This window comes from Yinghuangia soli (assembly GCF_021502675.1).
Taxonomy (GTDB): domain Bacteria; phylum Actinomycetota; class Actinomycetes; order Streptomycetales; family Streptomycetaceae; genus Yinghuangia; species Yinghuangia soli.
The window spans coordinates 237306-256384 of sequence record NZ_JAKFHA010000002.1; the positions used below are offsets into that span (position 1 = coordinate 237306).

Below are 19079 nucleotides of genomic sequence, written 5' to 3' on the forward strand. Positions count from 1 at the left end.
CCAGTCAGTACCGAAAGCTTGCTCGCCCCTCGGTGAGATAGATCATCCAGGGGCGAATGGAGTCGCCGCCGGCGACAGGTCGCAGTTCGACACCGAGGTCTCGCACCGCGGCAAGGGCTCCGCTCAGATGCTCCGGGAACTGCTCGCGGCGGGCCTCCTCCTGCGCGGCAAAGAGCGGGCTCAGCTCGGCCCAGCCTGCTCCCGGCACGAACCGACCGAGGAACCAGGGTTGATCAACGCTCACGTCGCAGAGCGAACCGACCAACGAATCGCCGTGCCAGACCTCATAAGCCGCAGTCTCCCCCATGCACCCTCCCCATCCCCGCACCCACCATCAACGACCACCTATCTAACCGGAGGGTCCATGCACAGCCGACTGCCCCTGGTCACCCGTTCCAGTGAAGTGCAGAGAAGCACCAACGAGTACAAGCTCAAGCCCATCAAGGCCGCAGTGCGGAGCATGCTCGGCGCGCCTGTCTCGACCGACACCGGACGGGTGGGCCGGGTCCGTGCTGGCCGCTCGGTGGAGCAAGCCATCGGGATCAGCACGGACGAGTTCGAGCGCGCGAAGGACTCGAACGTCACCTACGCCCGCAACGTCTTCCCCCTGCTCGACCTGGGCCTGACCCGGAACGACTGCACCCGCTACCTGACCGCCCATGGGTTCGGGGACACCCCCAAGAGCGCCTGTGTGGGCTGCCCGTTCAGCGGAAACAGCCGCTGGCGGCGCATGCGCGACGAGCAGCCCGAAGAGTTCGCCGACGCCGTTGCGTTCGACCACGCCCTACGCAACGGCAACGCGAGTGCGAACGCCAAGGGCAAGCGACTGCGCGGCAAGGCATACCTGCACCGCTCCATGGTGCCGCTCGACCAAGCCCCGATCGACCGCGTCACCCGCGGCGAGTGGAAGACCCGACAGGTCGACATCTTCGACGCCGTCGCCGACCAGCTCGCCGAAGACGGAGACCCCGACGGATGCTCCCCGTGGGCCTGCCGCTCCGGGGCCCCCGTCGCCGACGTCGCCTGAACAGCAACCAGTACAGCGCCGCCTGATGTGCAACGCGGCCCCGGCTCTCGCCTGGCAGCTACCGCCGGGGCCGCTCCCCAACACTGCGATTGGAGAGCACCAGCATGACGCACGTCGAACCGTTCAACCCCGACGGCGACCCGGAACACGGGGCCGACGTCATCCCCTTGCACAAGCTCAAGCCGCCGGTCTCGGACGTTGACCCGATGCCCGACATGGCGCCGACGGAGGACGCGTACGAGGTCCCCGTACCGGTCGACGCGCCGGCCCCCGCGCGGCTGTCGTGGCGGGAGTCGGTACGCGGCGAGAAGCGACAGCCGATCCTTCCCGCGTGGCTGCTCTCCCGCGACGCGCTCAAGGAACAGGTCCGATGGGTCTGGGACCACTACACGCACGTGTTCGCGTTCCACGCGGTGCGTGTGCCCGTCTACGCCGGGACCCTCGCGCTCCGTTCGCCGCAGGGCGCGGGACGGCTCATCGGGGGCGCGTTCCGATGGGTGACCGACGCCGACGGACGGCCCGTCCGCGCGAACGCCATTCAGCGCGCCGACGCCGCCGAGTACCTGAAGCTCGCCAAGCACCGCGACGGCCGCATCCGGCTCCGGGCCACGATCCTCATCGCGGCCACGCTCGCCGTCAGCATCCTGATGACCGCGCTGATCCTCGCGGGCCCGACCTGGGGCGCGGTGCTCGCGTTCGCTGGCATCATCGGCGGGCTCGGGTTCCTCGGAGCGCCGAATGACCGGCCTGTGGTCGGTCCGGCAGTGGTCAAGCCGCAGGTCCAGAAGCTCAGTTCGCACATCGTGCTGCGTGCGCTCGGCGCGCTCGGCATCGCGGGGATCAACCAGGCGATGACGAAAGGGTGGGGGCCGCGGGCGTTCGTCGCCCCGATCACCCGAGACGGCCCCGGGTGGCGCGCGGACGTCGATCTCCCGTACGGCGTGACGGCGGTCGACATCATGGAGCGACGGGACCGGCTCGCGTCGGGCCTGCGCCGGCCGATGGGGTGCGTGTGGCCCGAGCCGGTCCACGACGAGCACACGGGGCGACTCGTGTTGTGGGTCGGCGACCAGGACATGAACCAGGTCACCCCGCCCGCATGGCCGCTCGCACGGTCCGGTGCAGCGTCGCTGTTCAAGCCGTTGCCGTACGGCACTGACCAGCGCGGACGTCAGATCTTGGTCAACCTGATGTACGCGAACATGCTGATCGGCGCCATGCCCGGCATGGGCAAGACGTTCGCGCTCCGCATCCTGCTGCTCGCCGCCGCGCTCGACGTGACGGCCGAGTTGCTGGTGTGGGAGCTGAAGGGCACCGGCGACCTGTCGCCGTTTGAGAAGGTCGCCGCGGACTACGGGTCCGGCCCCGATGACGAGACGTGCGAAGCGGCGTTGCGTTCGCTGCGGTACGTCTACAAGGATCTGGAGCGCCGCGCGAAGGTCATCGCCGGTCTGCCCAAGAACGTGTGTCCGGAGAACAAGGTCACGCCGGAACTCGCCGCGAAGAAGTCCCTGCGGCTGCACCCGCTCGTGCTGGCGATCGACGAGTGCCAAGAGCTTTTCGCACACGAGAAGTTCGGCAAGGAAGCCGAAAGCCTCGCGGTCGCCGTCATCAAGCGGGGTCGTGCGCTCGGCGTCATCCTCGTGCTCGCCACGCAGCGTCCCGACAAGGAGTCGCTGCCCACGGGCGTCTCGGCGAACGTCGGCATCCGGTTCTGCCTGAAGGTCATGGGGCAGTTGGAGAACGACATGATCCTGGGGACGTCGTCGTACAAGAACGGCTTGCGGGCAACGACGTTCACGCTCAAGGACAAGGGCATCGGCTACCTCGTCGGTGCCGCGCCGGATGCGCAGATCACCCGCACGTACGCGGTCGACAACGACGCGGCGGACAAGATTTGCGACCGCGCCCGAGCCGCCCGGGAAGCCGCCGGCACCCTGACCGGCTACGCCGCAGGGCAGACCACCGACACCGACCGCGGCCTGTCGTACGACCTGCTCGCCGATGTCCTCGCCGTGATCCCGCCGTCCGAGCCGAAGGTGTGGAACGAGGTTGTCGTTGACCGGCTCGCCGAGCTGCGGCCGGACGGCTACGGCACTTGGGCCGCCCTCGACGTCAAGGCGAAGTCCGCGCAACTGACCACCGCGCTCAAGCCGTACGGCGTGCCGGTCGGTCAGGTCTGGGGCACCGACGACGCGACTGGCAAGGGTGCGAACCGGCGCGGCATCACCCGCGACGACGTGACCGCTTCCATCACCAAGCGTGAAGGTTCCCGCGGCTCGGACTGAGCATCACGGGCTGCTAGGTCTAGCACGCCCGCTTGCTAGACCTAGCAGCCCTGCTAGCAACCCATTCCCGTGCTGATCAGCGCACTAGTCCCTAGCACCGCCATGCCCGAAACCAGCGAAAACGCCTACTGGGAGGCCCTGATGACCCCCAACACGCTCGCGTTGCTGCTCATCCTCGGTGCCATCGGTGGTTACGCACTGTTGTGCTGGATCTCGCCGTTCGGCCCCTGCCGCGCCTGCGACGGCACCGGCAACCACACCCCCTGGGCCGAGCGCCGCGCGCTGCGCAACGGCACCCCGATCAAGCGTCGCCCGCGCATACGCAAGCCCTGCCGCCGCTGCAAGGGCACCGGCGCCCGGCTCCGCATAGGTCGCCGCATCCACAACGCCGGACGCCGTCTGCACCACGACGGCACCCGCTGACCACCCACCCGCGCACCATCCCTGACGCAACCTCAGGAGGCTGCCATGGGAACCGACTTCCTCACCCTCACCGCCAGCGAGCCGCCGCCCGCCGGAACCCCCGGCGGAGGCACGGTCACCCTCGCCATGCCGGTCATCTGCATCGTCCTCGCGACACTGCTGCTCGCGAACGGCAAGGCCCCGAAGCTCGCCGGGTTCTTCCTGTTCCTCGCGGGCGTCGGACTGTCCGGCACCGCCATCGCCGGATCGCTGTCGACATCCACGCACACGCTGTTCACCAGCGTGGTGGACGGCCTGACCGACGCCATCGCCTGACATGCCGGACGCCCGCCGTGGCACCGGACACGGGGACGTGTCCGGGGTCGCGGGGGACGGCCGGACGGTCCGGTCTCCCGCTCGGGAGGCACAGCACATGCGCATCCGACGCTGGTTCATCTACCGCGACGCCGGCGCGCTGCACATCGAACGCGGCGCCGACCCGAACTGCCCCGACTGCGACGGCCGGGGCATGTGGTGGACGAACGGCGCCACCGAACACGACGACCCCGACGACGTCCTGTGCGCCTGCGTGTTCGGCCCGCACGTCCGTGTCCGCTACCGCCCGCGGGCGTGGGCCAAGCAGGCCCCGACCAACGACCCGTGGTCCAACGAACCGCCGTTCTAACCCCCTGCACTTCCCTTGTGAGAGGAGCACGGCCGTGGCCAACAACGCCACCCACATCACCGTCATCGGGAACCTGACGCGCGACCCGGAGGGCCGCGTCACCGCATCCGGTGTGTTCGTCACCCGCGTCTCGATCGCGGTCACCCCGCGCCGCTTCGACAAGCAGTCGGGCCAGTGGGTCGACGGCGAGACGACGTTCTGGGACGCCACCGCGTGGCGCTCGCTCGGCGAGCACGTCGTGGAATCCCTGTTCAAGGGCGACCGCGTCATTGCGACCGGCACCGTCACCACGCACCGATGGCAGGACGCCGAGACCAACGAGCCGCGCTCGCGCGTCGTGCTCGACCTGGACGACATCGGCCCGTCCCTGACCTGGGCCACCGCGAAGCTCGACAAGGCCAACCGCTCCCGCGGCAACGCGTCCACCAACGGCGCGACCGCCCCCGGCGACCCGTGGGCCACCAATGGTCCGACCGCGAACAACGAAGTCCCGTTCTAGACGCGCCCCGGGGCGCCCGCCTGTCTTGGCGGACTCATCGGGCGCCCCGGGTCTCTACCCGCCCCGCAAGGGGCAGATCGGAGACCTTCAGCATGCACCGACCCATCAACCGACCGCGAGTGCTGGACCTGTTCTGCTGCGCCGGCGGCGCGACCCGGGGCTACCAGCTCGCCGGGTTCCACGTCACCGGTGTCGACGTCGCGCCGCAACCGAACTACATCGGGGACGCGTTCGTGCAGGCCGATGCAATCGAGTACGCCGCCGCGCACGCGCACCTCTTCGACTTCGTCCACGCGTCCCCGCCGTGTCAGGACGCCTGCACCTTGACGAAAGGCACGAACAAGGGCCGCGTCTACCCGCGCCTGATCGCCCCGACCCGCGACGTGCTCACCGCGTCCGGTGTGCCGTTCGTGATCGAGAACGTCGCCGGCGCCGAGCTGCGGCGTGACCTGCGTCTGTGCGGCGAGATGTTCGGACTCGCCGTCATCCGGCACCGGTTCTTCGAGGTCCACGGGTTCCCCGTCCCGCAACCGGCGCACCGTCCGCACCGCGGACGCGTCGCGGGGATGCGGCACGGCGAATGGTTCGAGGGCCCGTACTTCGCCGTCTACGGCGACGGCGGCGGCAAAGGCACCGTCCGGCAGTGGCAGACCGCCATGGGCATCGGGTGGACCGACGTGCGCCGCGAACTCGCCGAGGCCATCCCGCCCGCGTACACGCACCACATCGGCCGGGCCGTCGCCACGCACTTCGCCGCGCGCACCCTGGCCGCGTGAAGGGGGTTAGGACATGACTCCCGCACCGAATACCCGCGTCTGTTCGCGTTGGTCAGCCACTCCGTGCCCGGAGACGGAGGGCCTGCGCCGGTACACCAACGGCTACTTCTGCCCCGCACACGCCCCCGGCACCGTCGCGCCGCCGCTCCCGGTGCCGGACGCGAATCGGCTCAAGGCCGCCGCTCTCGCATACGCGGCGCGCGGGTGGCACGTCTTCCCGATCACGCCGGGAGGCCGGGTGTCCGCGGTCACGGACTGGCCGAACCGGGCCACCGCGACGGACACCGCGCGTATCGCGCGTTGTTGGGAGCACCGCCCGTACAACATCGGTATCGCGTGCGGGCCGTCCGGTCTGGTCGTGGTGGACCTGGACATGCCCAAGAGCGAGGACGACAAGCCGAAGGATGAGTGGGCGGGCGAGCAGGTGAGCTGCGGCGCGGATGTGCTCGCGGTCCTCGCCCAACGCGCCGGCGAGCCGTACCCGGACCACACATTCACCGTCACCACGCAAGCAGGCGGGACGCACCTGTACTTCGCCGCTCCGGATGGCGTGGCGTTGCCGAGCACGTCGGGCAAGCACGGGTGGAAGCTCGACACCCGCGCCAACGGCGGGTACGTCATTGCAGCGGGAAGCGTCCGCAACAACCGCCCCTACACCGTCACTCGGGATGTGCCTGTGGCGCCGTTGCCGGACTGGCTGCTCGCCGCCCTGCGGCCCGCCACGGTGGCACGGCGACGGGTGCCGACACCGGTTCTGCGGGACACGAGTAGGTACGCCACCGTCGCATTCGAGAACGAGTGCGCCAACGTCGAGAACGCCCCCGACGGGACACGCGGTGTCACGCTGCTGCGGGCCGCGCGGGCGCTCGGCCGGTTCGTCGCGTCCGGCGACCTGCCGCGCGCGATGGTGGAGGACGCTCTTAGGGAAAAAGGGGCCGCGGCCGGAATGGAGGATGCCCGCAGCGTCCCCATCATCCGGAGCGCACTGAACTGGTCCATCGCCAACAACCAGCGTCGGGGGGCGGCATGACCAGCCCCACGCCCTTTTTCCCTAACAGCAGCCCTTCCCCCGACCACCGCGCACCGACCGGTGCCGACGCCCCGATGCCGCACGATGGCGCGGTGTTCGACCGTGCCTTTGACGGGTTCCCCCCGGACGACCTGCTCGCCGCGTTCGACCCGCCCCCGGTATGGGACGAGCCGGTACCGCTCGGCGCGGTCCGGATGCTGCCCGAGTTCCCGGTGGACGCGCTGCCCGGATGGGTCGCGGACATGGTCGCCGCGGTCGCCGAGGAAACCCAGACGCCCGCGGACCTTGCCGGGTGCACCGCGCTCGCCGCGTTGTCGACGGCGGCCGGGGGCCGTGCGGTGGTCGACGTGCGCGGTGGGTGGCGGGAGCCGGTCAACCTGTATGTCGCGGTGGCGTTGCCGCCGGCGAACCGCAAGTCTGCGGTGTTCGCCCGCATGACCGGGCCGCTCCTCAAGGCCGAGCAAGTCATGGACGAGAACGCCATCGGCGCCATCGTGGAAGCCGAGACCACCGCAAGGCTCGCCAAAGCCGCCGCAGAACGCGCCGCACAGAAAGCGGCCGGCGCCGACGGCGGCAAGCGCGACGAACTCACCGCGGAAGCAGTCGCGTTGGCGCAGGCCGCCGAGAGCATCGCGGTTCCGGCGCGTCCACAACTGGTGGCCGACGACGCCACACCGGAGGCGGTCACCTCGCTGCTCGCCGAGCAACGCGGGCGCCTGGCGGTGCTGTCCGCGGAAGGCGGCATCTTCGACATCATCGCCGGCCGCTACTCCGGAACACCGAACATGGAAGTGTTCCTGAAAGGCCACGCGGGCGACCTGTTGAAAGTCAACCGTCAGGGCCGACGCGAGTACATCGAACACCCCGCGCTCACCATGGGACTCGCGGTGCAGCCCGCGGTGCTCGAAGACATCGCGAGGGTCAAGGGATTCGAGGGACGGGGCCTGCTCGCCCGGTTCCTGTACTCGCTCCCGGTGTCCCTGGTCGGGCGACGGAAGATCCTGACAGACCCAGTACCCGAGCAGGTCGCCGACACCTACGCCCAACGTCTGGGGGCACTGGTGTTGGCGCTCGCCGACTGGACCGACCCCGCCGTGCTGCCGCTCACACCGGACGCCAATGCGGCTCTTGTGGAGCGGCAGGAACACACCGAACGGCGGCTCGCCGACGGCGGTCTGCTCGCGCACGTGCGCAACTGGGGCGGCAAGGTCGACGGCGCATCGGTCCGGATCGCCGGACTGCTGCACCTTGCCGCGCACGAGCAGGCGTGGACGCGGCCGATCGACGCGGACACCGTCCGCGCGGCCGGACGCATCGGGGACTACTTCACCCACCACGCACTCGCCGTGTTCGACCTGATGGGCGCCGACCCCGCACGCGACCGCGCCCGTTCGGTCCTGGACCACCTGCGACACCGCAAAGCCACGGTGGTCAGCAAGCGGGACCTGTTCACCGGACTGTCCCGCGCCGAGTTCCCCACTACGGCGGATCTCGATCCGGCGCTTGCCCTGCTCGAAGACCACGGATGGATCCGCGCCGAACCGGGCCCCGAACGCCGGGGCCGCGGACGGCCGCCGTCGCCGCGATACGAGACGCACCCCTCCCTGCACACGCCCGGGGCCTGACGACCCCTGCCGCAGAAACCGCACAATCCGCAGAACTGCCTGCGTACGCGGTCTGACCTGCGGCGATACCCGACCGGCCGCCGTTCCGCAGAACTCCCCCTTATTCCGCAGAAATACGCGAGAGCGGCACGGCGGCCGGTCGGCACCACACGCGCAGCTATTTCTGCGGAATAAGGCCCTGTTTCTGCGGAAGCCACCGCCCACCGCATCACCGCAGGTCACAGCCCTGATCCCGGGTTTCTGCGGATTCTGCGGTTTCTGCGGCGCCCCGAGCCGCCATCACTCACGCCAGCTTGCCTCAGGAAGGAGCGGGACCGTGCCCGACCGGTTCCTGTCGGTTCCCGAAGTTGCCGAGCGCATGGGGTTCGACAACGAGCGCTTCGTCCGGCGCCTCGTGGCCGAACGCCGCATCCAGTACGTCAAGTTCGGATCCCATGTCCGCATCAAGGAGAGCGTGGTCATCGCCTACATCGACGCGAACACAGTGCAGCCGCTCCGTCCGCGCCGCCGTACCTGGAGGGCTGCATAGTGGCAAAGAAGCGTGGCCCCAAGAAGGGCAAGCCCATGCGCCGGTTCGGCGCCGTGCGGCAGTACCGGTCCGGTCGTTGGACCGCGTCCTACCTCGACCCGACCGGCGCGCGCCAACGGTCACCCGAGACGTTCGCGACCCGAGAGGATGCCGAGGTCTGGCTGTCCCAGGTCGAAGCGGACATCACGCGCAAGGACTGGCGCGACCCGGACGCCGGCGCCGTCAACTTCGAGGAGTACGCGCGCAAGTGGGTTGCCGAGCGTGGCGTGGCTCCCACCACAGAAGAGCTGTACGAGCGCCTGCTTCGCCTGCACATCCTGCCCACGTTCGGCGAGTCGGACGTGGACGAGATCACCCCGCCCAAGGTCCGCGCGTGGCGAGCCGAACGCCTCAAGACGACGGGGGCCGGCAGCACCGTCGCGAAGTCGTACCGGCTCCTCAAAGCGATTCTGGAGACGGCGACGGACGACGAGTTGATTCGCCGGAATCCCTGCCGCATCCGGGGAGCAGGCAAGGAGACCGCCCGCGAACGCGAAATCGCGAGCGTCGCCGAAGTCGACGCCCTCGCCGACGCCGTGGGCCCGCGTTGGCGGCTCATGGTGTACCTGGGCGCCTACGGCCCGATGCGCCCGGAGGAGCAGGCCGAACTCCGGCGCAAGGACGTGCGGCTGGAGACCATGACGATCCGGGTCCGGCAGGCGGCCCCGGAACTGAGCACCGGACGCCGAGTGGTCGGCGAGACGAAGTCCGAAGCAGGCATGCGCACCATCGTGCTTCCCGCATTCCTCCGCGATGAATTGCGCAACCATCTCGACTGGTACGCCGAGCAGGGGCGGGACGGTCTGCTGTTCGTGGGGGAGAAGGGCGCCCCGTTCCGCCGATCCTCGTTCGGTAGGAAATGGCGGAAGGCTCGCGAGAAGGTCGGGCTGCCCGAAGGGTTCGTCTTCTACGACCTGCGCCACACCGGGCACACGCTCTCGACTCGATCCGGCGCCACGCTCAAGGACACGATGGTGCGCGCCGGACAGTCCTCCGAGAAGGCCGCACTGATCTACCAGCACTCCGACCACACGCGCCAACAAGAGGTGGCGGACGGTCTCGACAAGATGGTGCGCAAGCAGCGCAAGAAGGCCGCCAAGCAGGCCCGTAAGGAGCGCAAGAAGGGCACAGGTGGTGCGGACGTGGTGCGCGGCGCCTGAATAGGTCTAGACAACGAACAAGGCCCAGGTCTCTGACCTGGGCCTTAAGTCTGGAGCGGGCGACGAGAATCGAACTCGCGCTCTGAGCTTGGGAAGCTCATGTTCTACCATTAAACTACGCCCGCGCTGGTGGGCCCCTAGGGGTCCGCGCGTCACACTGTACCCGATCTGCCGGAGGGGATGCAGAGGGTTTCCTGGTGGGGCAGGCGTGTCGGGGTGGTGCCGTTTGGGTGTATCGCGTGGGCAGCGACTACCCTCGGCGTGTGCTTCTTTCGGACAAGGACATTCGCGCGGAGATCGACGCCGGTCGGGTCGGGATCGACCCCTTTGAGGCGGACATGGTCCAGCCGTCCAGTGTCGATGTCCGACTTGACCGCTTTTTTCGGGTGTTCGAGAACCATCGGTACCCGCACATCGACCCCGCGATCGAACAGCCGGATCTGACCCGGCTCATCGAGCCGGAGGGGGACGAGCCGTTCATCCTGCACCCGGGCGAGTTCGTGCTGGCGTCGACGTACGAGGTCATCACGCTGCCGGACGATGTGGCGAGCCGGCTCGAGGGGAAGAGTTCGCTCGGGCGGCTGGGGCTGCTGACGCATTCGACGGCCGGGTTCATCGACCCGGGGTTCTCGGGGCACGTGACCCTGGAGCTGTCGAATGTGGCCACCCTGCCGATCAAGTTGTGGCCGGGGATGAAGATCGGGCAGCTGTGCCTGTTCCGGTTGTCGTCGCCTTCGGAGTTCCCGTACGGGTCGTCCGTGTACGGGTCGCGCTACCAGGGCCAGCGCGGGCCCACGGCTTCGCGGTCGTTCCAGAACTTCCACCGGACGAAGATCTGATCCGGTTCCGCTGTCCGCTCCCGAATACGTAGTTAGGCCTATCCCGACATGACCGATGTGCGCGAGAACCTCACCTGGGAACTTCTCGGGGACGCAACCCGCGAGCTTGCCGAGCGGGTCGCCGAGGACGGGTACGAGCCCGACATCATCCTGTCGATCGCGCGCGGTGGCGTGTTCGCGGCGGGGGCGTTGGCGTACGCGTTGGACGTCAAGAACCTGCACCTGGTGAACGTGGAGTTCTACACCGGGGTCGGCACCACGCTCGAGATGCCGATCATGCTGGCGCCGGTGCCGAACATCATCGACTTCACGGACAAGAAGGTGCTGGTTGCGGACGACGTCGCCGACACCGGCAAGACGCTCAAGCTGGTCCGCGACTTCTGCGAGGGCGCGGTGGCCGACGTGCGCTGCGCGGTCATCTACGAGAAGCCGCAGTCGTCGGTGAAGTGCGAGTACGTCTGGAAGTACACCGAGGACTGGATCAACTTCCCCTGGTCGGTGCTGCCGCCGGTGGTGCAGCGCGAGGGCCAGATCCTCGACGCGTAGGGGATCCAGGACGAAGGATTGCGGTGAGAGGGGCGCGCCTTAACGGGTGCGCTCCTCTCGGCTTTTGTGTGCGTGTGTGAACGACGGGGCGCTTCCCGGGATGTGCGCCTTGGTGTGGTCGGGGGAGCGCCCCCTTTCGGCGTGCCGCCGCGGTGTTCGGTGCGGGACGTGCGGCGGCCCCGTCGCCGGCCTTGGGGATGGAGTCGGGGCGACGGGGCCGTGGTGCGGCACTGTGCGTCTCAGTCCGGTGCGCTGCTCCGGGCGGTACGGCCGGGCAGGCTGCCGCCGTGCGGAGGAGCGGGCCGGACGAGAGGGAAGCGCTCAACCACTCACCTCCTCGCGCATGTGCGGGGGCCGGGCCGGGTCCTGCAGGGAGGCGCGGACCAGTGCCCCCAGGAGTTCGACCGCCTCGGGCAGCCGGCGGTCGGCGGGGTCCGGGCATACGGCCCAGCGCGGCTCGGGGCCGCCCGGTCCGCTCGGGCCCGCCGGGGCCGGGACGACGTGGCCGAGGCCGTGGTGGCGCACGTCCAGGTGGGCGGCGTCGTTGTGGTCGACCGTGTACCAGTAGACGTCGCGGGCGCCGGGACGGACCAGGAACAGCAGCCGGTCGGACGGCAGATGCACCACGGGTCCGGCGGTGAACCCGAGGTGCCCCAGCTCGTGCAGCGCGGCGTAGCCGACGTGCGCGGGGGCGTCGAGGACGTCGAATTCGAGGCCGGTGGCCAGCAGGACGGTGTAGGGCCGACGGCTCCACCAGGTCCTGATCACTTCTGCCGACCGGCTGGCCGCACTGCGGCCCGCCTCGTCGCCCGGGTGTGCGCCGGGCTCCGGACAGAACGGCGACCGGCATGAGCAGCGGCCCTGCTCGACGTACGCGCCGGGCAGCACGGGCCAGCCGCGGTCCGTCGCGTAGAAGAGGGCGGCGGCCTGCAGTGCCGCCCTGGTACGTCTCCGCACGAGCATGTCCGGTCCTTACCGCGGCGGCCGCCGGCGGGCCTTCGGCCGGGGCCGGACCGCCGCGTGGTCGCGTGCGCTGGGTTGCGCAGTATCTGACTCGCCTGTTGTTCCGGTGAGTCGAGGAAACCGCGTCGCGCGCGCGCCGGGAAGATCCATCCGAGGGCTATGTCGAGCCGCTTGTGGTCCGGGTGGTCCGCTTGTGGTCCGCTTTGCTCGTTCCGGCCGTTTCGGGGCCTTCCGGGCGCTTCCGGCAAGGCCCCGGGCGGCCCCGAAGGGGTCAGCCCATCGGCAGTTTCAGCACCAGCAGCAGGGCGATCAGCTGCACCGAGACGCTGCCGAGCGCCTTGGGCCACGGGAGTTCGTGCACGCACTGCGCGGCCACGGTCAGCAGGAAGCCGCTGAGCGCGAAGGAGGCCAGGCCGACGCCGAGGGCGACGCCGCTGCCGTCGGAGGCGAAGAGCGAGACCACCAGGCGCGGTGCGTCGGCCAGCCAGGCGGCCAGCACGGTCAGCGTGATCATCGGCCCGGTCTGGCCGTTGCCGCCGAAGGTCCGGGCCAGCATGTCGGACACCCAGCCCAGCACCACCATGAACGCCGGGACGAGGAGTGCGGTGATGAGCATCGCGGGAAAGCTGGTGCTCAGCGTGGTGGTGACCAGCTCCTTGCGGGCCTGGTCGTTGGCGACCATCGCGAGCACGCCGCAGACCGCCGAGATGATCAGCGCGGGCCACCAGAACGCCTGGTCGCGGGCCCGGTCCAGGGTGGCCAGCGGGTGCGTGACCAGGCCGCGCAGCAGCTCCTGCCAGGTCAGCGGGCGGGCCGGGACGGCGTACGCGGCGGCGTGCGGGTCCGCGTCGACCGGCTGGCCGGCCCGGTACACCGTGCCGCGCGGTGCAGCGGCGGGGCCGGGCACCGCGGGGGCGATCTGCGTGTATCCCTCGGGGGTCTCGCCGTAGACGTAGATGCTCGTCTCGTCCGGCAGCGACAGCGGGCCGCCCGGGTACGCGCCACCGGGCGCCTGCCCGGGGGCAGGCGGCATCGGCGCACTCTGCGGGGCCTGGCCGTACGCCGGTGCGGCGTCGGGGCGGTGCTGCGCGTACGGGTCGGTGTTCCGGGGCAGCGGGCGGCCGTACTGGTCGTACTGCTGCGGTCCGGAAGGGACGCTCTGCCCGTGCTGCGGCCCGTACTGCGGTCCGGGGGAGTAGGGATCGTTGCCGGTCACACCCTGACGGTACCGGGTGCGCGGCGGGTGGTGTTGTCGTAGGACTGCCGTAATTTCGCCGAATGGATTGGTAGATCTGCAGATATGCAGAGTCGGCGGCCCCGGAGGACCGCCGACTCTGTTTCCGAACTGGTGCACACCGGCCGCCGCTTGGCGGCCGCTACGCCTTGCGTGCTACTCCGCAGCCGCCTCTTCCGAAGCCGAGGCCGAAGCCGAACCCGAGGCCGAACCCGAGGCCGACCCGTCCGAGGCGGCTGGCGCACCCGCGCCCACCGGCTCGGGCACCTTCACCGACTGCAGCAGCAGCTGGGCGACGTCGACGACCTGCGTCTCCTCCTTCGCCTGCCCGGTCTGCTTCTTGCCGGTGACCGAGTCGGACAGCATGACCAGGCAGAACGGGCACGCCGTCGAGACGATGTCCGGGTTCAGCGCGAGCGCCTCGTCGACGCGCTCGTTGTTGATGCGCTTGCCGATCCGCTCTTCCATCCACATGCGCGCACCGCCGGCGCCGCAGCAGAAGCCGCGCTCCTTGTGCCGGTGCATCTCCTCGTTCCGCAGCCCGGGGACCTTCGCGATGATCTCGCGGGGCGGCGAGTAGATCTTGTTGTGCCGGCCCAGGTAGCACGGGTCGTGGTAGGTGATGAGGCCCTCGACGGGGCCGACCGGCACCAGCCGGCCTTCGTCCACGAGGTGCTGCAGCAGCTGCGTGTGGTGGATGACCTCGTACGTGCCGCCCAGCTGCGGGTACTCGTTCGCGATCGTGTTGAAGCAGTGCGGGCAGGTCGTGACGATCTTCTTCTTGGACGCCGGCAGCTTGGTCGACTCGTCCTCGTCGTCCTCGCCGAACGCCATGTTGAGGGTCGCGACGTTCTGCGCGCCGAGCATCTGGAAGATCGGCTCGTTGCCCAGGCGGCGGGCGGAGTCGCCGGTGCACGACTCCTCCTTGCCGAGGATCGCGAACTTCACGCCCGCGATGTGCAGCAGCTCCGCGAAGGCCTTGGTGGTCTTCTTGGCGCGGTCCTCGAGGCCGCCCGCGCAGCCGACCCAGTAGAGGTACTCGACCTCGGCCGGGTCGATGTCCTCGCCGATGACGGGGACGTCGATGCCGGTGGCCTTCTTGAGCTCCTTGGTCCAGTCCAGGCGCGCCTTGGGGGCCAGGCCCCACGGGTTGCCCTTGCGCTCCAGGCCCTTGAGCATCGTGGCGGCTTCGGACGGGAACGCCGACTCGATCAGGACCTGGTAGCGGCGCATGTCGACGATGTGGTCGATGTGCTCGATGTCGACCGGGCACTGCTCGACGCAGGCACCGCACGTGGTGCAGGACCACAGCACGTCCGGGTCGATGATGCCGCCGTCCTCGGCGGTGCCGATCAGCGGGCGCTCGGCCTCGGCCAGGGCTGCCGCGGAGACCTTGGCGAGCTGCTCGGCGCTGCCCTTCTCGTCGCCCTCGGCGTTCTTGCCGCCGCCGGCCAGCAGGTACGGCGCCTTCGCGAACGCGTGCTCGCGCAGCGACATGATGAGCAGCTTGGGGGACAGCGGCTTGCCGGTGTTCCAGGCCGGGCACTGCGACTGGCAGCGGCCGCACTCGGTGCAGGTCGCGAAGTCCAGCAGGCCCTTCCAGGAGAAGTGCTCCACCTGGCCGACGCCGAAGACGTCGTCGTCCTTGGGGTCCTCGAAGTCGATGACCTGGCCGCCCGAGGTCATCGGCTGGAGCGCGCCGAGCGCTACCCCGCCGTCCGCCTCGCGCTTGAAGTAGATGTTGAAGAACGCGGTGAAGCGGTGCCACGCGACGCCCATCGAGGGGTTGAGGCCGATGGTCGTGGCCCAGCCCATCGAGATCACGATCTTGAGCATCGCGACCAGGTAGATCGACGTCTCGAGGCTGTCCACCGACATGCCCTCGAACGCCTTCACCAGCGGATACGAGAACGGGTAGTGCCAGCTCCACTCGGTCTCGCCGTTGAGCGCGCCCTCCAGGCCGCGGAGCGTCATGATGCACAGGCCGACGCCGAGGACCACGCCCTCGACGAAGTACGCCTGCCAGAAGGTCGAGCCGGCGAAGCGGGACTTGCGGCCCGCCAGGCGCGGGTGGTTGAGCTGGCGGATGACGATCAGCGCCACGATGGCGAGGACCGTCATGACGCCCATGAACTCCTCGAAGGTGTTCCACACTGCCCAGTGGCCGATGACCGGCAGGGCGAATTCCGCGTCGAAGAGCTGGCCGTACGCGTTGACGAGGGTCAGGAAGAGGGCCCCGAAGCCGACCATGACGAACCAGTGGGCGGCGCCGACGATGCCCCACTTGAGCATCCGGGTGTGACCCAGGATCTCGGTGAGCATGTTGGCGAGGCGCTTGCCGACCGGGCCGGTGCGCCCGAGAACCGGTTGGCCGAGCTTGACGTACTGATAGATGTACGCGGCGGCTCGCCCGAGCAGGGCGAAGCCGACAACGCTGATGACCAGCGCTATGACGATGGCGGCGAGCTGCATCGCGGTTCTGCTCCTCCGGTGGGACGTCCCTTCCGGGGCGTGTTTCGGCCGTCAGCGTACGGCCGTGCGGGCATCTTACCGACTGGTAACTTATCCGCTGAACGGATGATCTCCATCACGGCCTCCTGATGTGACGGTCCGTCAGTTACCAGCCTGCCCATGCTGCCATGGGGCCCTGGGGCGGCTTTCGGCAGGTCCCCTTACTTCCTTCTTCCGACGGTGCTTCTGCCCGCCCTGCGCCCGGGTCTGCACGTGCCTGCGCCGACGTCCCCCGATCGGACGAATGATCGGACGAACGATCGGGTGGGTGCCGGGTGGGCGGTCGGTGGGCGGAAGGTCGGCTCAGTCGTCATGCAGCCACTACAGGCAGTAAAGTTGAGCCGGGAATACTCAAGCGGTTTGACGCCGTTGAACACGTCGTTCATCCTTGAGCGCGTATCGCTCAACCCTTCCCCTGGAGGCCCCAACATGGCACGTGCGGTCGGAATCGACCTCGGTACGACGAACTCTGTCGTCAGCGTTCTCGAAGGCGGCGAGTCGACCGTCATCACCAACGCGGAGGGATCCCGGACCACACCGTCCGTGGTGGCCTTCGCGAAGAACGGCGAGGTGCTGGTCGGCGAGGTCGCCAAGCGCCAGGCCGTCACCAACGTCGACCGGACCATCCGCTCGGTCAAGCGCCACATGGGCACCGACTGGTCCGTCGCGATCGACGACAAGAAGTACACCCCGCAGGAGATCAGCGCCCGCATCCTGCAGAAGCTGAAGCGCGACGCCGAGGCGTACCTGGGCGAGAAGGTCACCGACGCGGTGATCACCGTCCCGGCGTACTTCAACGACGCCGAGCGCCAGGCGACCAAGGAAGCCGGCGAGATCGCCGGCCTCAACGTCCTGCGCATCGTCAACGAGCCGACCGCGGCCGCGCTGGCCTACGGCCTGGACAAGGGCGACGAGCAGACCATCCTCGTCTTCGACCTCGGCGGCGGCACCTTCGACGTGTCGCTCCTGGAGATCGGTGACGGCGTCGTCGAGGTCAAGGCGACCAACGGCGACAACCACCTCGGCGGCGACGACTGGGACCAGCGCGTCGTCGAGCACCTCGTGCGCCAGTTCCAGAACGCGCACGGCGTCGACCTGTCCAAGGACAAGATGGCGCTGCAGCGCCTGCGCGAGGCGGCGGAGAAGGCCAAGATCGAGCTCTCCAGCTCGATGGAGACCTCCATCAACCTGCCGTACATCACGGCGTCCGCCGAGGGCCCGCTGCACCTGGACGAGAAGCTCACCCGGGCGCAGTTCCAGCAGCTGACCCAGGACCTGCTCGACCGCGTCAAGGTGCCGTTCCACAACGTCATCAAGGACGCCGGCATCGCGCTCGCCGAGATCCACCACGTGGTCCTCGTCGGCGGCTCGACGCGTATGCCCGCCGTCGCCGACGTGGTGCGCGAGCTGACCGGCGGCCGCGAGCCCAACAAGGGCGTGAACCCGGACGAGGTCGTCGCCATCGGCGCCGCCCTGCAGGCCGGTGTCCTCAAGGGCGAGGTCAAGGACGTCCTGCTGCTCGACGTCACCCCGCTGTCTCTTGGCATCGAGACCAAGGGCGGCATCATGACCAAGCTCATCGAGCGCAACACCACGATCCCGACGAAGCGCTCGGAGATCTTCACCACGGCCGACGACAACCAGCCGTCCGTGCAGATCCAGGTCTTCCAGGGCGAGCGCGAGATCGCGCAGTACAACAAGAAGCTCGGCATGTTCGAGCTGACCGGCCTGCCGCCGGCGCCGCGCGGCGTGCCGCAGATCGAGGTCACCTTCGACATCGACGCCAACGGCATCGTCCACGTGTCCGCCAAGGACCTCGGGACGGGCAAGGAGCAGTCGATGACCATCACCGGCGGCTCGGGCCTGCCCAAGGACGACATCTCCCGCATGATGCGCGAGGCCGAGGAGCACGCCGAGGACGACAAGAAGCGCCGCGAGGACGCCGAGACGCGCAACCAGGCGGAGCAGCTCGTCTACACCACCGAGAAGTTCCTCGCCGACAACGGCGACAAGGTCCCCGGCGACGTCAAGGCCGAGGTCGAGGCCACCCTGGTCGAGCTGAAGGACGCGCTCAAGGGCGAGGACATCGCCAAGATCCGGGACGCCGCCGAGAAGGTCGCCACCACCAGCCAGAAGCTGGGCTCGGCGATGTACGCCGGCGCGCAGCCGGGCGACGCGGCAGGTGCCGCGGGCGCTTCCGCGGGTAACACTGCGGGTGCGGGCGACGATGATGTCGTCGACGCGGAGATCGTCGACGAGGACAAGCGTGAGGGTGGTGCTGCGTGACAGAGGGGACGCACGGCTTCCCCGAGGAGCCGGTGATCCGCGACAAGCGCCGGATCGATCCCCAGACCGGTGAGGTCCGATCCACCGCAGCGCAGGAAGGGGCCGCCCGCGAGGGCGGTCCCGCCCCCGCGGCCGAATCGGGCGCTTCGGCGGCCGAGTTGGACGAGGCGCGCACCGCGCTGGCCGAGCGTACGCTCGACCTGCAGCGGCTGCAGGCGGAGTACGCGAACTACCGCAAGCGGGTCGACCGCGACCGCCAGGCGGTCGGCGAAGTGGCCCTGGTCAAGGTACTGACCGAGCTCCTCCCGGTGCTCGACGACATCGGCCGGGCCCGCGACCACGGCGAGCTGTCCGGCGGCTTCAAGTCGGTCTCCGAGTCCCTCGAGTCGATCGTGGCGAAGATGGGGCTGCAGAGCTTCGGCAAGAAGGGCGAGCCCTTCGACCCGGTGGTGCACGAGGCGCTGCTGCACAGCTACGCCCCGGACGTCACCGAGCCGACCTGCGTGGAGATCCTGCAGCCCGGCTACCAGTTCCGCGAGCGGGTCATCCGGCCCGCGCGCGTCGCGGTGGCCGAGCCGGCCGAGTCCACGGACGCGCCGGCGGCCGACGCGGACAACGGCTGACCACACTGAACACTCTG

19 protein-coding genes and 1 tRNA gene are annotated in these 19079 nt (G+C 69.4%); 15 read left to right on the plus strand and 5 right to left on the minus strand.

Annotated elements, in window-relative coordinates:
- Positions 1 to 4 precede the first annotated feature (4 nt).
- On the minus strand, positions 5 to 307 hold the full coding sequence (locus LZ495_RS05225) for a hypothetical protein (RefSeq protein WP_235050729.1): 303 nt from the start codon (positions 305 to 307) through the stop codon (positions 5 to 7).
- 57 nt (positions 308 to 364) lie between these two features.
- On the opposite strand from LZ495_RS05225, the gene LZ495_RS05230 reads away from it, so the two are divergent.
- The 11 genes from LZ495_RS05230 to LZ495_RS05280 all read left to right on the plus strand — a co-directional run bounded on the left by LZ495_RS05230 (position 365) and on the right by LZ495_RS05280 (position 10060).
- Complete coding sequence (locus LZ495_RS05230) at positions 365 to 1027, plus strand: hypothetical protein (RefSeq protein WP_235050730.1); 663 nt, start codon at positions 365 to 367, stop codon at positions 1025 to 1027.
- 104 nt (positions 1028 to 1131) lie between these two features.
- The gene (locus LZ495_RS05235) at positions 1132 to 3315 is read left to right on the plus strand and encodes an FtsK/SpoIIIE domain-containing protein (RefSeq protein ID WP_235050731.1); all 2184 of its coding nucleotides are present in this window, start codon (positions 1132 to 1134) and stop codon (positions 3313 to 3315) included.
- A 102-nt stretch (positions 3316 to 3417) separates the two neighbouring features.
- Positions 3418 to 3738 (plus strand): hypothetical protein, encoded by a 321-nt coding sequence (locus LZ495_RS05240; protein ID WP_235050732.1) that lies wholly within the window; start codon positions 3418 to 3420, stop codon positions 3736 to 3738.
- Positions 3739 to 3783: 45 nt separating this feature from the next.
- Positions 3784 to 4053: a hypothetical protein gene (locus tag LZ495_RS05245; RefSeq protein WP_235050733.1), complete on the plus strand. Its 270-nt coding sequence runs from the start codon at positions 3784 to 3786 to the stop codon at positions 4051 to 4053.
- Positions 4054 to 4150: 97 nt separating this feature from the next.
- Complete coding sequence (locus LZ495_RS05250; RefSeq protein WP_235050734.1) at positions 4151 to 4402, plus strand: hypothetical protein; 252 nt, start codon at positions 4151 to 4153, stop codon at positions 4400 to 4402.
- Between the two features lie 34 nt (positions 4403 to 4436).
- Positions 4437 to 4901: a single-stranded DNA-binding protein gene (ssb, locus tag LZ495_RS05255; protein ID WP_235050735.1), complete on the plus strand. Its 465-nt coding sequence runs from the start codon at positions 4437 to 4439 to the stop codon at positions 4899 to 4901.
- Positions 4902 to 4993: 92 nt separating this feature from the next.
- On the plus strand, positions 4994 to 5677 hold the full coding sequence (locus LZ495_RS05260; RefSeq protein WP_235050736.1) for a DNA cytosine methyltransferase: 684 nt from the start codon (positions 4994 to 4996) through the stop codon (positions 5675 to 5677).
- Positions 5678 to 5690: 13 nt separating this feature from the next.
- Positions 5691 to 6707: a bifunctional DNA primase/polymerase gene (locus tag LZ495_RS05265; protein ID WP_235050737.1), complete on the plus strand. Its 1017-nt coding sequence runs from the start codon at positions 5691 to 5693 to the stop codon at positions 6705 to 6707.
- A 92-nt stretch (positions 6708 to 6799) separates the two neighbouring features.
- Complete coding sequence (locus LZ495_RS05270; RefSeq protein ID WP_372498522.1) at positions 6800 to 8332, plus strand: YfjI family protein; 1533 nt, start codon at positions 6800 to 6802, stop codon at positions 8330 to 8332.
- A gap of 316 nt (positions 8333 to 8648) precedes the next feature.
- On the plus strand, positions 8649 to 8861 hold the full coding sequence (locus tag LZ495_RS05275; RefSeq protein WP_235050738.1) for a helix-turn-helix domain-containing protein: 213 nt from the start codon (positions 8649 to 8651) through the stop codon (positions 8859 to 8861).
- 35 nt (positions 8862 to 8896) lie between these two features.
- Positions 8897 to 10060: a tyrosine-type recombinase/integrase gene (locus LZ495_RS05280; protein WP_235051074.1), complete on the plus strand. Its 1164-nt coding sequence runs from the start codon at positions 8897 to 8899 to the stop codon at positions 10058 to 10060.
- Positions 10061 to 10111: 51 nt separating this feature from the next.
- Here the strand turns inward: LZ495_RS05280 and LZ495_RS05285 are convergent.
- Positions 10112 to 10185 (minus strand) — tRNA-Gly (locus tag LZ495_RS05285).
- Positions 10186 to 10323: 138 nt separating this feature from the next.
- Here LZ495_RS05285 and dcd point away from each other — a divergent pair.
- Positions 10324 to 10899: a dCTP deaminase gene (dcd, locus tag LZ495_RS05290; protein WP_235050739.1), complete on the plus strand. Its 576-nt coding sequence runs from the start codon at positions 10324 to 10326 to the stop codon at positions 10897 to 10899.
- Positions 10900 to 10947: 48 nt separating this feature from the next.
- Positions 10948 to 11445, plus strand: coding sequence for a phosphoribosyltransferase (locus LZ495_RS05295; RefSeq protein ID WP_235050740.1), 498 nt, complete (start codon positions 10948 to 10950; stop codon positions 11443 to 11445).
- A 321-nt stretch (positions 11446 to 11766) separates the two neighbouring features.
- Here the strand turns inward: LZ495_RS05295 and LZ495_RS05300 are convergent, their stop codons facing one another.
- The 3 genes from LZ495_RS05300 to LZ495_RS05310 form a co-directional block, all read right to left on the minus strand.
- The gene (locus LZ495_RS05300; RefSeq protein WP_235050741.1) at positions 11767 to 12408 is read right to left on the minus strand and encodes a bifunctional DNA primase/polymerase; all 642 of its coding nucleotides are present in this window, start codon (positions 12406 to 12408) and stop codon (positions 11767 to 11769) included.
- 271 nt (positions 12409 to 12679) lie between these two features.
- Positions 12680 to 13624 carry a Yip1 family protein gene (locus LZ495_RS05305; RefSeq protein WP_235050742.1) on the minus strand — a complete coding sequence of 315 codons (945 nt, stop codon included), beginning with the start codon at positions 13622 to 13624 and terminating at the stop codon, positions 12680 to 12682.
- A 174-nt stretch (positions 13625 to 13798) separates the two neighbouring features.
- On the minus strand, positions 13799 to 16114 hold the full coding sequence (locus LZ495_RS05310) for a (Fe-S)-binding protein (RefSeq protein ID WP_235050743.1): 2316 nt from the start codon (positions 16112 to 16114) through the stop codon (positions 13799 to 13801).
- A gap of 468 nt (positions 16115 to 16582) precedes the next feature.
- Here LZ495_RS05310 and dnaK point away from each other — a divergent pair, with 468 nt between their 5' ends.
- Positions 16583 to 18439 carry a molecular chaperone DnaK gene (dnaK, locus tag LZ495_RS05315; protein ID WP_235050744.1) on the plus strand — a complete coding sequence of 619 codons (1857 nt, stop codon included), beginning with the start codon at positions 16583 to 16585 and terminating at the stop codon, positions 18437 to 18439.
- Positions 18436 to 19062 carry a nucleotide exchange factor GrpE gene (gene grpE, locus LZ495_RS05320; RefSeq protein ID WP_235050745.1) on the plus strand — a complete coding sequence of 209 codons (627 nt, stop codon included), beginning with the start codon at positions 18436 to 18438 and terminating at the stop codon, positions 19060 to 19062. The genes dnaK and grpE overlap by 4 nt, the downstream gene beginning before the upstream one ends.
- The last annotated feature ends 17 nt before the right edge of the window (positions 19063 to 19079 follow it).